This window comes from Micromonospora sp. NPDC003776, from assembly GCF_053605645.1.
Genome location: NZ_JBSGJR010000115.1, coordinates 1 through 14,085, shown reverse-complemented (window position 1 = coordinate 14,085; position 14,085 = coordinate 1). Strand labels below are relative to the sequence as shown.

Sequence of the window (14,085 nt, the reverse complement as noted above, 5' to 3'; positions counted from 1 at the left end):
AACGGTCTTACGCAGCAGAGTGGTAGCCATGATGAGTCACGCCTTCCATTCGGGGGTTTCGCGGCGGCCGCAAAAAGGGGGTGCGGTGCCGCGGGGGAAAGTCTTGGGAGGGGCGGGCCCGGCGATCGGGGGGTGACCTGCTCGGGCGGCCCGGGGATGTAACCACCGGCGGCGGGGAGTCATTCCCTCGACCTGACCGGCTCGGGGGACCAGGTGTTCACGGTCCGGGGATGTAACGACGGCCGGTGGCCGATGATTCCGACCGGCGGCGCTCCGGGGGGCGGGGTGCCGCGCGGTCTGCCATGTTCAACGACCACGGCCCCGGCATCATTCCGCCGCCCGGGTGGCCCCGACCACGCCACACCCGCCCGCAAAACGCCCATCCGACCCCGAACGGCCACGCCCGGATCCCGGCGAAACGGACATCCGTCGCAGGCGGCGGGCGAGGTCGGGGAGGATGATCGGCTCCGTTGCCGCGATCGGGCCCCGCCTCGAACGCCGATGTCCCGCGTCGGGGCACCCGGAGCCGACCACCGGCACCGGCTGCCTCCCCACCGCACCCGCCCTCACCCGGGATGCACCGTGGCGGCGCAGGCCTCGCCGTCGTGCAGGGGGTAGCCGCCGGGCATTCCTCGCATCGAGCGCGGAGCGGGGCGGTGATCGACTCAACCTGCCGCAGGCCGGGGCCTCCTGGACCTGGGACAGCACCAGATGCGGCATCCGGGGCGACCACCTCCCGCCCGGCCCAGCCCGACCCGACCGGGGACCCCCGCTCGGCGACCGCCGCGGACATCCGGACATTCCCCGGCACACCACGCGCTCGGTCCATCTCGACCGGGCTGCTGCACCCCGGGGCCGACGCAACTTCCCTGAAAGTGGTGCCTCCAGGGGCGGGGAGGCACCACTTTCAGCGAAAGTGCGGGAAACGCGGGAACGGGGACCCGCCGACCGCGGACGGCGGGTTCAGGGCGTGGTGAGGAGCGCGACCACCGCGTCGCGGGCGGCGCGTACGGCGGCGCGGGACTGGTCGGTGTGGTCCAGGGCGTCGAAGCCGTGCCTCCCGTCCGGTACGTCGATCAGGTGCACCGGGGTACCCCGGCGCGCGGCTTCGGCGGTGAACGCCTCAGTGCCGGCCGCGACCTCCGGCCGGTCCCGGCCGGCGCGGGTGAGCACGAGCGGCGGCGCGTGCTCGGCGTGGGCGAGCGCCTCGACGGGGCGGAAGCGTGGGTCGACGTCCCAGCCGGGCAGCGGGGCGAGCAGCGGGTACGTCGCCGCTAGGCCGCGCAGCCACGGCGCCGGCTCGCGCAGCCAGTCGCCGAGCAGCAGGCCGCTGCCGGAGAAGAACCAGAGGACCACCCGTTCCGGATCCACTCGGGGGTCCGCGCGGACCAGGTCGACGGCCTTCGCCAGCTGTGCGGCCGGCGCCGGCAGGCCCTCCGGGGAGTCGACCGTCAGCCGGGCCGTCGCCGCGACCACGCCCTGCTCGGCGAGGAGCGCGCCGTAGCCCTGGTAGAGCAGCCAGTCCCGGGGGTCGGGCGCGCCGGGCGGCAGCGGGAGGCCGTGCGCGAGCACGACGGCGGGGCGCCGGCCCGGCTCCGTAGGCGGGTAGAGGTCGACCTGGTCGTGCCGCTCCACCGGTCCAGTGGGCGGCGACAGAACAAACCGCGTCTCCCAGAAACTGTTTCCCATGTCAGCAGTTTAGGTGCCGGGGGAGATGACCGCAGCCCCGTCCGAACTGGACCGTGCGGACGGTCTGCCACCATGTCCGGCATGGAGATCTGGGACAACCCGGCCTGCTCGAAGTGCGCCGCCGCCCGCAGCACCCTGGACGAGGCGCGGGTGCCGTACCGGCTGCGGGCGTACCTGACCGAGCCGCCGAGCGCGGAAGAGGTGACCGAGGTGCTGCGCCGGCTCGGCGCGCGGGCCTGGGACATCTGCCGTACCGGCGAGCCGGCCGCCACCGCCCTCGGGGTCGCCGACTGGTCGCGGGACGACGACAGCGAACCCCGCTGGATCGCCGCCATGGTCGCGCACCCGGAACTCATCCAGCGGCCTATCCTGCTGCTGAACGACGGCGGCGCGCTGGTGGGGCGTACCCCGGAGGCTCTGGACGAAGCCGTGCGCCGCACCGACGGGTAAGGCGGCGGCCGGATCAGGAGCGGTCGTCGCCGGCGGCGGTGGCCCGCGCGTGCCGCTCGCGCAACCGGTCCCGGATCTCTTCCGGGGTGTACGCCCGGCGGCGCCGCTCCGCCCGGGCCACGACCACGCCGGTCGCCGCGACGCCGGCGAGGCCGGCCAGCCCGAGCACCTTCCACCACCGCATCCGTTGCCGCATCGGCTTAGGGTAGTCCTTCATGAGCATCAGCCTGGACGAGGCCGTGGAGCTGACCCGCACCGGCGACGTGTGGGTGTTCCGGGGGCGCAGCGTGCCCGACCGGGCCATCCAGTTCACCACGAACAGTCCGGTCAACCACGTCGGCATGGCGCTGGTGCTGGACGACATGCCGCCGTTGATGTGGCACGCGGAGCTGGGCCGTTCGCTGCCGGACATGTGGACCGGCAGCCACCAGCGGGGCGTCCAGCTGCACGACCTGCGGGACGCGGTCTGCGTCTGGGCCAACCGGTACGGCCAGCGGGCCTGGTTGCGCCAGCTGGAACCGCCGGCCGACCCGGCGATGGAGGAGGCGGTGCTGCGTACCGTGGCGCGCCTCGACGGCACCCCGTTCCCGTCCACCGCCCAGCTCGCCTGGCGCTGGGCCCGAGGTCGCGTGCCCGATCTGCGGCGACCGCGGTCCACCTCGGACGGTGGTGGCGTGCCGGTGCGCGACCGGGCGCTGGAGACCGCGTACTGTGCCGAGGTGGTGGCGGTGACCTACGAGGCGATGGGGCTGCTGCCCGCCGGCCGCCGACCGAACTGGTACGACCCAGGCCGGTTCTGGAGCGGCGACGACCTCGACCTGAGCGGTGGCGCGCAGCTCGGTGCCGAGATCGAGGTGCGCATCCCACCGCGCTGAGCAGGTTTGCCGGTCCGCCCGTACGGCAAAGGAGAGCGGTGTGACGGCTTCCACGGATCTCGACGCGCTCACCGACTTCTTCGACCGGTACGGCGTCGCCCTCACCACCGGCGACGTGCCCGCGATCGCCGCCTGTTACGCCCTGCCCGGGCTGGTGGTCGCCGACACCTACAGCTTCTCGTTCACCTCTCCGGCCGCGGTGGCGCTCAGCTTCGTCGGGGCGGCCCCCGACTACCAGGAGCGGGAGCTGGTCGCGGCGAACGCGCAGATCGAGGACGTGCAGCGGCTCTCCGCGCTGCTCACCGAGGTCGCCGTGCGGTGGGAGTTCCTGGACAGCCAGGGCGCGGCGGTGCCGGGAGAGTCCTACCGCTACCTGCTGCGGGCCACCGCCGAGGGCCCGGCCATCTGCACCGTCATCCGGACCGCCTGAATCTGGCCCGCCGTGGCGGGGTGACAGGGCCGCGGCCCGGTCCGGCCGAACGGGCGGCAGCCCGCCCACCGGTCGGCGGGCGGGCTGCCGTGACGTGCCGGTCGCGGTGGTGGAGTCACTGCCGGCCGGCGGCCACCCGAATGTCGGGCTCCGGCGACGGGTGCAGGCCCGGCTCGTGGAGCCCCTGCTCGGCGACCCGACCGATGCGCGCGTAGGTCTCCGGCCGGGACGACCGCAGCACGGCACCCCAGGCCAGGCCCAGGATTCCGGCCGCGACCGGAATCGCCGGCAGGAGCCACTTCAGGTAGGTGGCGGTGTCCGGTGCGAGCAGGGCGTCGAAGTTGACCAGCAGCACCAGCAGCACCGCGCCGAGCAGGACGGTGCCCAGGGCCGGGGCGACGCTCCGCTGCCAGAGGCTCTCCGGTCCGGGCCGGTTCCGGAAGAACCCGACGACGGCGGCGGAGGTCAGGGTCATCAGCAGCACGACGCCGACGGCGGCCGACCCGGACAGCCAGGTGAACAGGTCGATGACCGGGTCCCGCCCGGCCACCGCGAACGCCAGGAAGACGACCACCGCCAGGGCGCTCTGCACCAGTGAGCCCGCGACCGGGGCCCCGCTCCGGTTCGAGGTGGCGCCGAGGAACCCGGGCAGCACCCGCTCCCGGCCCAGCGCGAAGAGGTAGCGGGCCACCCCGTTGTGGAAGGACAGCAGCGCGGCGAGCACGGAGGTGATGAACAGGACGTTGGCGATGTCGGAGACGATGGTGCCGGCGTACTGGTCGAGCGCTCCGAAGACCACCCCGGGTCCGGCCTCCGTGGTCGCCTGCTGGGCGTTGCCCGGGCCGGTCAGCACGGTCAGCGCCCACGCGGAGAACGCGTAGAACAGACCGGTGAAGGCGACGGCGATGTAGGTGGCGCGGGCCACGGTGCGCCGCGGGTCCTTGACCTCCTCGCTGTAGATCGCGCCGCTCTCGAAGCCGGTGAACGAGGCGATCGTGAAGGCGAGGACCGCCCCGAACCCGACGCCGAAGAGCTTGCCCGGGCTGATGCCGTCGGCGGTGACGGTGCCGCCGGCGGGGTGGGCGAGGGACACGACGTCGAAGATCACGACGACGATGCACTCGAGCACGAGCAGGATCGCCAGGACGGTGGCGTTGAGGTCGATCCGCAGGACGCCGAGCAGCCCGACCAGTGCCCAGGCGACCAGCGCCCAGACCCACCAGGCGAGGTCGATCCCGGCCTTGGCGGACAGGAAGTCCTTCAGGATGGCGCCGATCAGCCCGTACAGGCCGATCTGGATGGCGTTGTACGCGGCCAGGGCCACCGCCGAGCCGGCCACCCCGCCGGCCCGGCCGAGGCCGTTCGCGATGTACGCGTAAAAGGCGCCGGCGTTGGCGACGTAGCGGCTCATCGCGGCGTATCCGGTGGCGAAGACGGCGAGCACCACGGCGATGAGCACGTAGCCCAGCGCCGCGCCGATGTTGCCGCTGACGGCGTACATCGTGGTGACCCCGCCACCGAGGACGGTCAGCGGCGCGGACGCCGCGACGGTGAAGAAGACGAGATGGGCAGTGCCGAGGCGACCACGACGCAGGCCGCCGTCGGCGAAAAAGGGATCGGAGGTCAAGACTTCTCCAGGCGCGAGGAGGGATGGGAGCGTCCTAAGAGGAGCAACCTGATGCAGGGTATTGGTGATCACGGATTGTCACAAGACCACTTCGGCTATCATTCGCGGACCACCCGGAGCGAGCGCGAATTGAGCTGAGGGTGGTCATGCCGTACCGTCCCGTGTCGACGATCACGGCCGTCGCCTGAGGATGGACCATGACCTACCACGGCGCACAATCCACGCACCGGCTCGCCGATGCGCTGTTCCTGATCGGCCACGACGAGTTCACCGGCAAGCCGCACGCCGCCGTGGACCGACTGGACTGCGCCCTGGCCGGCGCGGCGCTCGCCGAACTGCTCTTCGAGCGGCGGATCGTCCTGGAGGGCGGCGGGGTCGCCGCCGTGGACAACCGCCTGTGGCAGGAGCCGCTGACCGATCTCCTGATCACCGAGATCATGCGCCGCGAAGGGGTGCACCCGATCCGGCTGTGGATCCGCTACCTACGCGAGCACGTCAACATCAACGAGCGGGTCGGCACCCGGCTGGTCACCGCCGGCGTCCTGCGCCGTGAACAGGGCCGGTTGCTCGGCCGATCGGTCCGGTGGCCGGCGACGGACCCGAACCAGGCCGCCTCGGCCCGGGTCCGGTTGACCGCGATGATGATGCAGCTCCACCAATCCCGGGTGGACGCTGCGACGCTGCTGCTGGCCACCTTCGTGGAGGCGGTGGGGCTGGGCGGAGCGGTCTTCGACGCCCCGGTCACGGCTCGGATGCGGGAATCCCGCGCGCTCCTGCCGCCGCCGCTGGACACGCTGCTCGCCGCGGTCGTGGCCGCGCTCGACGCCACCACCACCGCGGTACGCCGGTGAGGCCCCGCCGGTGACGGGGCCGCGGCCGCGCGCTCAGGCGGCGTCCCGCCACATCGGATAGAGGCTGGGCCCATCCGGCAGATCGAGCGTCGCCGCCCGGCGGCGGAAGCCGAGCCGTTCGTACAGGGCGGCGTTCCGCGGCGAGCTGGCCTCGAGGTACGCGGGTGAGCCGTCCCGGTCGAGCCCGGCCAGCTTGTGTTGCAGCAGCGCCGTGCCGACGCCGGTACCGTGGTGCTCGGGGCGCACCGCGATGAACGGCAGGTACCAGTGCGGCTCGCCCGGGTGGTTCGCCGTCATCAGCTCGTCGAGGATGCCGAACCGCTTGCTCGCCTCGGCCCCGATGGAGGCCTCCAGGCTGTCGAACTCGCCCCCGTCGTCCGCCTCCGGCCCGCCGTCGACCGGCAGCCACAACGTCGCTCCCGCACCATCGCCGGCCAGGTAGACCTCGCCGGTCCGGAGGGCCAGCGCGACGAACGGGGCGAAGAACGCCGGGTGGACCTGCTCCCGGTGCGCGTACTCGGGGAAGATCCAGCTGCTCACCGGGTCGCGCATGAACGCCTCGGCGAGGATCCGGCTCACCACCCCGCTGTCGTCGTCCGACGCCCGCCGAACCGTTGCCTGCCAATCAGCCACTGGCCACCTCATCCGCCGGCTCCGACGAGCCACTGTGGTCATCGATCGGCGTGCACGTTATCAGTTCGTCGAGCCACGGGAAGTCCGGAACGGGAGCGGCTCCCGGACGCGCAGCCGCGCCCGGCCGACGGGGCCGGCCGGCGTCATCCGTTCCGCGCGTCCCGTCAACCGGACGGGCGGAACGCGCCGTCCGCGCTGCGAACCTCCGCTGACCCTGGCTACGCTGGCGCGTCGGGGGTTCGGCGAGGGGGGACGTGATGAGTGTCGGGCAGACGGGGTCGTCCGGGACGCCATCGGGACCGCGAATGCTGACCTCGGTGCCGTGGATCGTGGTGCTGCTCGGCGTCGGTCTGCTCGCCGGCCTGCTGGTCTTCGCGCTGTTCTCCGCGCGCCAGAAGGAGAGCGCCTCGGTGCCGACGGCCCTCGACCCGCCGATCTACCTGCCGACCCTCGGGGTGGAGACGAGCCCGCCCGCGTCGCCGAGTGACGCTCCGCTGGTCCCGGTCGACGACGCGGCCTCGCCGAGCGCCGGCTCGCCCAGCCCCACCCGGTCGCCGAAGGCCACCTCCGCGGCGCCCGCGGGGTCCACGCTCGTCGTCCCCGCGTCGCCGCGCAGCGGCACGGTCACCGCCCGCTACCAGACGACCGCGAGCGAGCGGGACTCGTTCCAGGCCCGGCTGACCGTGACCAACGGCTCCGACCGCGCCCAGAGCTGGGAGGTGCAGCTGTATTTCACCGGCAACGTGAAGGGCGTCCAGGCGTCCTCCGCCACCGGGGTGTCGGTCAGCACCCAGGGCGGCGGGGTGTTCGTGCTGCGCGGCACCGGGCCGCTGTCCTCCGGCGATTCCGCCGTGGTGTCGATGCGGTTCACCCGTACCGGGACGGGAGACCGACCGGGCCAGTGCACGGTCAACGGGGCGAACTGCGTCATCGGCTGAGTGCGGGCCGGAGACTTTCCGGCGCCACGGCCGGTCGCTACGCTCGCCCGACGAGGACAGGGGAGGGACATGTCCGGCACGCGTCGGGCCCGCCGGTCGCCCGGCGCCGTCATCGCCTCGTCGCCCTGGATCGTGGTCTCGATCGGCGTGATCGTGATGGTGGTGCTGCTGGTCATCGCGCTGGGCGCGGTGCGTGGCCGCCGGATGTACGCCGACGTCCCGCCGCCGGCCCCGACGATGTCGTTGCCGGGACTCCCGGCCGGCACCACGCCGGCCGTCGCACCGGCCTCGGCCGCCCCGGCGCCACCCGGGCTGTCGCCCCGGTCCACCGTGCCGCCCGGCCGCTCGACGTTCACCCCGTCGGGCACCGCGGGTGGCGGGGGCCGGCCGCTGCCCGCCCCGTCCCCGGCGCCGCCGTCCCCGCCGTCCCCGGCGTCGCCGGTGAGCGGCCGGTTCGCCGTGGTGAGCACCTTCGACGGCGGCTTCATCGGTGAGGTGCGGCTGGTCAACTCGGCCACCTCGGCCCGGGGCTGGACGGTGCGGCTCACCTTTCCGCGGGGACGCCTGGTCACGTCCTGGGTGGAGAGCGCCGAGCAGGGCAGTGGCGACTTCGCCGACGGCGTCTTCACGTACCGCAGTGGGGTGGACGTGCCGCCGGGAGGTTCGGCGGTGCTGAGGTTCCACTTCGAGGACAGCAGCACCACCCGGCCGGCCAGTTGCACGGTCGACGGATCGGCCTGCTCCGGCCTCTGAACCGGGCCGGCCGTCACGCTGAGCGACCGCTGCGGGCGGCGGTCGGCCGTTGTCGTGTTTCGCAAGACAGCTGCTTTGTTGCGACTCGGTTTGCAAGGTATTGCAGAATGTTTCGGCAAGGGCTAGCGTGCGGGCGAATCAGCGACCAGAGAAAGGCCGTCGATGAAACCCCCGCCGATATCTGCCAAGGCGCTGCTCGCCCTGGTCTCCTCGCTCGTGCTCACCCTCGTCGGCGTGCCGGTGGCCCTCCACCAACTGGGCGCCGACGCCGCCGACCGCTCCGCCACCCCCGACGTGCTCGCGGCCGCGGGCGCCCCGCAGTGGGGCCAGGAGCCGTCCGCCGAGACGCTGCTGAAGGCCGGCAGCACCGACGCCCGGGCCGAGCAGTTCTACTTCGTGCTGCCGGACCGCTTCGCCAACGGCGACAAGCGCAACGACACCGGCGGCCTGACCGGCGACCGGCTCACCACCGGCCTGGACCCGACGGACAAGGGCTTCTACCACGGCGGCGACCTCAAGGGCGTCATCGACAAGCTGGACTACATCCAGGACCTCGGCACCACGGCCATCTGGCTCGCCCCGGTCTTCAAGAACCGGCCCGTGCAGGGCGCCGGCGCGGACGTCTCCGCCGGCTACCACGGGTACTGGATCACCGACTTCACCCAGGTCGACCCGCACTTCGGCACCAACGAGGAGCTGAAGAAGCTGGTCGACCTCGCCCACCGCCGGGGCATCAAGGTCTATCTGGACATCATCGTCAACCACACCGCGGACGTCATCCGGTACGCCGAGAACAAGTACGGCTACGTCGACAAGAAGACCGCGCCGTATCGGGACGCGCAGGGACGGGCCTTCGAGGACCGCAACTACGCCGACGGCACCCGCGACTTCCCGCAGGTCAACGAGAAGTCCTTCCCGTACACCCCGGTCTTCGCCAACGCCGCCGACGCGAAGGTGAAGGTCCCGGCGTGGCTGAACGACCCGACCATGTACCACAACCGCGGGGACTCGACCTTCGCCGGCGAGAACAGCGAGTACGGCGACTTCTACGGCCTCGACGACCTCTGGACCGAACGGCCCGAGGTGGTCCGCGGCATGACCGACATCTACGGGCAGTGGATCGGCCGGGCCGGGGTGGACGGCTTCCGGCTGGACACCGTCAAGCACTCCAACCTGGAGTTCTGGCCGCAGTTCGCGCGGGGCGTCAAGGCCGCCGCCGCCAAGGCCGGCAAGCCGGACTTCTTCATGTTCGGCGAGGTCTACAGCGCCGACCAGGAGATCGAGTCGACGTACGTGCGGCGGGGCGGGCTGCCGGCCACCCTCGACTTCTCCTTCCAGGAGGCCGCCCGCGGCTACACCGCCGCCGACGGCTCGGCCAAGGCGCTTGCCGACCTGTACGCCAAGGACGACCTGTACTCGGCCCGCGACACCGACGCCAACCGGCTGACCACCTTCCTCGGCAACCACGACATGGGCCGGATCGGCTCGTTCATCGCGGCGGCCGGCGGCGACGACGCCAGCCAGCTGCGCCGGGACCAGCTCGCCCACCAGCTGATGTTCCTCACCCGCGGCCAGCCCGTCGTCTACTCCGGCGACGAGCAGGGCTTCACCGGCCCCGGCGGCGACAAGGACGCCCGGCAGGACATGTTCGCCTCGAAGACGGCGGACTACCTGGACGACGACCTGATCGGCACCACCCGCACCCACGCCAGCGACCAGTACGACCCCGACCACCCGCTCTACCGCACCATCGCCGAGCTGGGCCGGCTCCGGCAGGCCCACCCGGCGCTGCGGGACGGCATCCAGGTCACCCGGTACGCGGCCGACGGTCCCGGCGTCTTCGCCTTCTCCCGGATCCTGCCGCAGCAGCGCACCGAGTACGTCGTCGCGGTGAACAACGCCGCCACCGCGCAGACTGTCCCCGTGGACACCTGGTCGGCCGGCGCGACCTTCTCCGGCATCTACGGCGGCGCGGCCGGCGCGGTCGCCGGCGCCGACGGCAAGCTGAGCGTCAGGGTGCCGGCCATGTCGGCCGTGGTCCTCAAGGCCGACCGGGCGATCCCGCAGGCCGGTGCCGCCCCGACGGTCACCATCACCGAACCCGGCGACGCCCCGGTCCCCACCAAGGCCGCCGTCACCGCGCAGGTCACCGGTGACCCCCTCGCCACCGTCACCTTCGCCGCCCGGGTCCCCGGCGGCAAGTGGACCCTGCTGGGCAGCGCGCACCGGGCCCCGTACACCGTCTACCACGACCTCACCGGCCTGGCGGGCGGGACGAAGGTGGAGTACAAGGCCGTCGTCCGGGACGGCAAGGGCCGCATCGCCGAGGCCCGGTCCACGGGCACCGTCGGCACCCCGGCGCAGAGCGCCTCGCGGGACTGGGCCATCGTGCACTACCAGCGACCGGCCGGCGGGTACGCCGACTGGGGGCTCTACACCTGGGGCGACATCGACCCGGCGTACCAGACCGACTGGCCCAACGGGCAGCCGTTCGCCGGGGAGGACTCCTTCGGGCGGTTCGCCTGGGTCAAGCTCAAGCCCGGCGCCAAGTCCGTCGGCTTCCTCGTGGTCGACAAGGGCGGGACCAAGGACGTCGCGAACGACCGCACCATCGACGTGACGCAGACCGGCGAGGTCTGGGTCAAGCAGGGCGACCCGACCCTCTACCCGACCCGGCAGGCGGCCACCGGGGAGCCCGACCCGCCGGTGGACCAGAGCACCGCGGTCATCCACTGGCGCAAGGCGGACGGCGACTACGCCGGCTGGGGCCTGCACCTCTGGGACGGCGCGGCCAACCCCACCGACTGGGGCGACCCGCTCAAGCCGGAGAAGATCGACTCGTACGGCGCGGTGTTCCGGGTGCCCCTGGCGGCCGGCGCCACCGGGCTGAGCTACATCGTGCACAACGGCGACACCAAGGACCAGCCGGACGACCAGCGCCTCGACCTCACCACGGTCGGACACGAGATCTGGCTGCTGGCCGGCGTCAAGGGCCGGCTGCTGCCCGCGACCACGTCCGGCGTCGCGAAGGACCTCGACATCACCAAGCAGAAGGCGCAGTGGATCGACCGGTCCACCGTCGCCTGGCAGACCGGCCCGACCGACGGCAAGCGGTACGACCTGGTCGCCGCCCCGACCGGCGGGCTGAGCATCGCCGACGGGGAGCTGGCCGGGACGTACACGACGCTGCCGCTGCGGGCGCAGCGCAACGGGCTCACCGAGGCGCAGCGGCAGGCGTACCCGCAGCTCTGGGCCTACCAGGCATTCAGCCTGGACCCGGCCGACCTGGCCAAGGTGCCGGCGGCGCTGCGCGGCCAGCTCGTGGTGACCGAGCGGGACGCCGAGGGGCACCTGCTCGGCGCGACCGGCGTGCAGATCCCGGGCGTGCTCGACGACGTCTACCAGGCCGCCACCTCGGCCCGGCTGGGCCCGACGTTCGCCGGCGGGGTGCCAACCCTGGCGGTCTGGGCGCCGACCGCCCGCACGGTGTCGCTCCAGCTCTTCGACTCGCCGACGGCCGAGCCGAAGACGGTGTCGATGAGCCGCAACGACCGCACCGGCGTGTGGTCGGTGCGCGGCACCAGGTCCTGGCAGGGCAAGTACTACCGCTACCGGGTCGAGGCCTGGCAGCCGGCGGCGCAGAAGATGGTCACCGCCTCGGTGACCGACCCGTACTCGGTGGCGCTCACGCCCGACTCGACGCACAGCCAGATCGTCGACCTGAACGACCCGGCCCTCGCGCCGGCCGGCTGGGCGAACCTGCGCAAGCCGGCGGCGGTGCCCTCGTCGAAGGCGCAGATCCAGGAGCTGTCGGTCCGCGACTTCTCCATCGCCGACAGCACCGTGCCGGCCGAGCGGCGTGGCACGTACCTCGCCTTCACCGACCCCGGCACCGCTGGCATGAAGCACCTGAAGGCGCTCGGTGACGCCGGGGTCAACTACCTGCACCTGCTCCCGGCGTTCGACTTCGCCACCATCCCCGAGAAGCGGGCCGACCAGGCCCAGCCGGCCTGCGACCTGGCCGCGCTGCCGCCCGACTCCGACCAGCAGCAGAAGTGCGTCGCGGCGGTGGCGGACAAGGACGGCTACAACTGGGGCTACGACCCGCTGCACTACACGGTGCCGGAGGGTGGCTACGCGGTCGACCCGGCCGGGGCACGGCGGACCACCGAGTTCCGGCAGATGGTCGCCGGGATCAACCAGGCCGGCCTGCGGGTGGTCATGGACGTGGTCTACAACCACACCTCGGCCGCCGGCGTCGACCCGAAGTCGGTGCTCGACCAGGTGGTGCCGGGCTACTACCAGCGGCTGCTGGAGGACGGCAGCGTCGCCAACTCGACCTGCTGCGCCAACACCGCCCCCGAGCACGCCATGATGGGCAAGCTCGTGGTGGACTCGCTGGTCACCTGGGCCAAGCAGTACAAGGTGGACGGCTTCCGGTTCGACCTGATGGGGCACCACCCGAAGGCGAACATCCTGGCCGTGCGCGCCGCGCTGGACCAGCTCACCGTCGCCCGCGACGGGGTGGACGGCCGGAAGATCCTGCTCTACGGCGAGGGCTGGAACTTCGGCGAGGTCGCCAACGACGCCCGCTTCGTGCAGGCCACCCAGGCCAACATGGCCGGCACCGGGATCGGCACCTTCAACGACCGGCTGCGCGACGCGGTACGCGGCGGCGGCCCGTTCGACGACAACCCGCGCCTGCAGGGCTTCGCGTCGGGGCTCTACACCGACCCGAACGGGGACACCGTCAACGGCTCGGCGGCCGAGCAGAAGGCCCGGCTGCTGCACCAGCAGGATCTGATCAAGGTGGGTCTGACCGGCAACCTGCGCGGCTACCGGTTCACCGACTCCGCGGGCAAGCCCGTCAGCGGCGCCCAGGTCGACTACAACGGCGCGCCGGCCGGCTACACCGCCGCGCCGGGCGAGGCGGTCACCTACGTCGACGCGCACGACAACGAGATCCTGTACGACGCGCTGGCGTACAAGTTGCCGCAGGGCACGTCGGCGCAGGACCGGGCGCGGATGCAGGTGCTCGCGCTGTCGACCACCGCGCTCGGGCAGGGCACCGGATTCGTCGCCGCCGGCTCGGAGCGGCTGCGGTCCAAGTCGCTGGACCGCAACTCGTTCAACTCCGGTGACTGGTTCAACCAGATCCGCTGGGACTGCGCCCAGGGCAACGGCTTCGGTGCCGGTCTCCCGCCGGCGGCGGACAACGAGAGCAAGTGGGCGTACGCCAAGCCGCTGCTGGCGGACCCGAAGCTGGTGCCGGACTGCGCGGCGGTCGACCTGGCCGACGCCCGCTACGCGGAGCTGCTGCGGATCCGGCGGTCCTCGCCGGTGTTCGGGCTGACCACCGCGGACCAGGTGCAGCAGCGGGTGGCCTTCCCGCTCTCCGGGGAGCAGGAGACCCCCGGGGTGATCACCATGACCCTGGACGCCCGCGGCCTGGCCGGGACCTGGAAGTCGGTGACCGTGGTCTTCAACGCCACTCCGGAGGCGGCGAAGCAGACGGTGGCCGGCCTGCGCGGGGCGCACGTCGAGCTGCACCCGGTGCTGCGGAACTCCGCCGACCCGGCGCTGCGTACGGCCTCGTTCGACCGGGCGGCCGGCACGTTCACGGTGCCGGCCCGGAGCGTGGCGGTCTTCGTGCAGAGCTGACCGCCCCCATTCACGGTCCGGCCCCCTGCCACCTCGGTGGCAGGGGGCCGGACGCCTGCGTGGCGCCGTACGCTGACCGTCGGTCAGTTGAAGCAGTCCTTGACGGTGCCGGCGCAGTTGGTCGGGTCGTTGTTGGTCACGGTCGACTCGTCGTCGAGGCGGACCTTGCCCTTGTGGT

The 14,085-nt window shown here is 72.7% G+C and carries 11 protein-coding genes; 7 read left to right on the top strand and 4 right to left on the bottom strand.

The genetic code is table 11. From position 1 onward, the window contains the following. Nucleotides 1–963: 963 nt before the first annotated feature. The gene (locus ACWEVO_RS12765) at nt 964–1,689 is read right to left on the bottom strand and encodes an alpha/beta hydrolase (protein WP_452307695.1); all 726 of its coding nucleotides are present in this window, start codon (nt 1,687–1,689) and stop codon (nt 964–966) included. An 81-nt stretch (nt 1,690–1,770) separates the two neighbouring features. Here ACWEVO_RS12765 and ACWEVO_RS12760 point away from each other — a divergent pair, with 81 nt between their 5' ends. Continuing rightward, nucleotides 1,771–2,139 carry an ArsC/Spx/MgsR family protein gene (locus ACWEVO_RS12760; protein WP_452307694.1) on the top strand — a complete coding sequence of 123 codons (369 nt, stop codon included), beginning with the start codon at nt 1,771–1,773 and terminating at the stop codon, nt 2,137–2,139. A gap of 13 nt (nt 2,140–2,152) precedes the next feature. Here the strand turns inward: ACWEVO_RS12760 and ACWEVO_RS12755 are convergent, their stop codons facing one another. After that, the gene (locus ACWEVO_RS12755; protein ID WP_452307693.1) at nt 2,153–2,356 is read right to left on the bottom strand and encodes a hypothetical protein; all 204 of its coding nucleotides are present in this window, start codon (nt 2,354–2,356) and stop codon (nt 2,153–2,155) included. Between ACWEVO_RS12755 and ACWEVO_RS12750 the strand changes: the two genes are divergently transcribed. Together ACWEVO_RS12750 and ACWEVO_RS12745 are read left to right on the top strand one after the other, a co-directional pair. Then, the gene (locus ACWEVO_RS12750) at nt 2,355–3,014 is read left to right on the top strand and encodes a hypothetical protein (RefSeq protein WP_452307692.1); all 660 of its coding nucleotides are present in this window, start codon (nt 2,355–2,357) and stop codon (nt 3,012–3,014) included. The two genes, ACWEVO_RS12755 and ACWEVO_RS12750, sit on opposite strands and share 2 nt — an antisense overlap. 40 nt (nt 3,015–3,054) lie before the next feature. Next, entirely contained in the window at nt 3,055–3,444 is a 390-nt protein-coding gene (locus ACWEVO_RS12745) for a hypothetical protein (RefSeq protein WP_452307691.1), read from the top strand. A gap of 115 nt (nt 3,445–3,559) precedes the next feature. On the opposite strand, the gene ACWEVO_RS12740 is transcribed toward ACWEVO_RS12745, so the two are convergent. Then, nucleotides 3,560–5,071, bottom strand: coding sequence for an APC family permease (locus ACWEVO_RS12740; protein ID WP_452307690.1), 1,512 nt, complete (start codon nt 5,069–5,071; stop codon nt 3,560–3,562). A gap of 197 nt (nt 5,072–5,268) precedes the next feature. On the opposite strand from ACWEVO_RS12740, the gene ACWEVO_RS12735 reads away from it, so the two are divergent. Continuing rightward, a complete protein-coding gene (locus ACWEVO_RS12735; protein WP_452307689.1) occupies nt 5,269–5,922 on the top strand; it encodes a GOLPH3/VPS74 family protein in 654 nt (217 codons plus the stop codon). A 33-nt stretch (nt 5,923–5,955) separates the two neighbouring features. Here ACWEVO_RS12735 and ACWEVO_RS12730 read toward each other — a convergent pair whose 3' ends face one another. Further along, a complete protein-coding gene (locus tag ACWEVO_RS12730) occupies nt 5,956–6,555 on the bottom strand; it encodes a GNAT family N-acetyltransferase (RefSeq protein ID WP_452307688.1) in 600 nt (199 codons plus the stop codon). A 305-nt stretch (nt 6,556–6,860) separates the two neighbouring features. On the opposite strand from ACWEVO_RS12730, the gene ACWEVO_RS12725 reads away from it, so the two are divergent. The 3 genes from ACWEVO_RS12725 (at nt 6,861) to pulA (ending at nt 13,907) form a co-directional block, all read left to right on the top strand. After that, a complete protein-coding gene (locus ACWEVO_RS12725) occupies nt 6,861–7,493 on the top strand; it encodes a cellulose binding domain-containing protein (protein WP_452307687.1) in 633 nt (210 codons plus the stop codon). Nucleotides 7,494–7,562: 69 nt separating this feature from the next. Beyond that, nucleotides 7,563–8,246 (top strand): cellulose binding domain-containing protein, encoded by a 684-nt coding sequence (locus ACWEVO_RS12720; protein WP_452307686.1) that lies wholly within the window; start codon nt 7,563–7,565, stop codon nt 8,244–8,246. Between the two features lie 162 nt (nt 8,247–8,408). After that, nucleotides 8,409–13,907, top strand: a complete 5,499-nt coding sequence (gene pulA, locus ACWEVO_RS12715) for a pullulanase-type alpha-1,6-glucosidase (protein WP_452307685.1) — start codon at nt 8,409–8,411, stop codon at nt 13,905–13,907. The last annotated feature ends 178 nt before the right edge of the window (nt 13,908–14,085 follow it).

What these genes read in the sequence shown, in the direction of transcription:
- pulA (WP_452307685.1), top strand. Translation starts at nt 8,409, where the DNA reads ATGAAACCCCCGCCGATATCTGCCAAGGCGCTGCTCGCCCTGGTCTCC.
- ACWEVO_RS12725 (WP_452307687.1), top strand. Translation starts at nt 6,861, where the DNA reads ATGCTGACCTCGGTGCCGTGGATCGTGGTGCTGCTCGGCGTCGGTCTG.
- ACWEVO_RS12760 (WP_452307694.1), top strand. Translation starts at nt 1,771, where the DNA reads ATGGAGATCTGGGACAACCCGGCCTGCTCGAAGTGCGCCGCCGCCCGC.
- ACWEVO_RS12720 (WP_452307686.1), top strand. Translation starts at nt 7,563, where the DNA reads ATGTCCGGCACGCGTCGGGCCCGCCGGTCGCCCGGCGCCGTCATCGCC.
- ACWEVO_RS12750 (WP_452307692.1), top strand. Translation starts at nt 2,355, where the DNA reads ATGAGCATCAGCCTGGACGAGGCCGTGGAGCTGACCCGCACCGGCGAC.
- ACWEVO_RS12735 (WP_452307689.1), top strand. Translation starts at nt 5,269, where the DNA reads ATGACCTACCACGGCGCACAATCCACGCACCGGCTCGCCGATGCGCTG.
- ACWEVO_RS12765 (WP_452307695.1), bottom strand. Translation starts at nt 1,689, where the DNA reads ATGGGAAACAGTTTCTGGGAGACGCGGTTTGTTCTGTCGCCGCCCACT.
- ACWEVO_RS12755 (WP_452307693.1), bottom strand. Translation starts at nt 2,356, where the DNA reads ATGAAGGACTACCCTAAGCCGATGCGGCAACGGATGCGGTGGTGGAAG.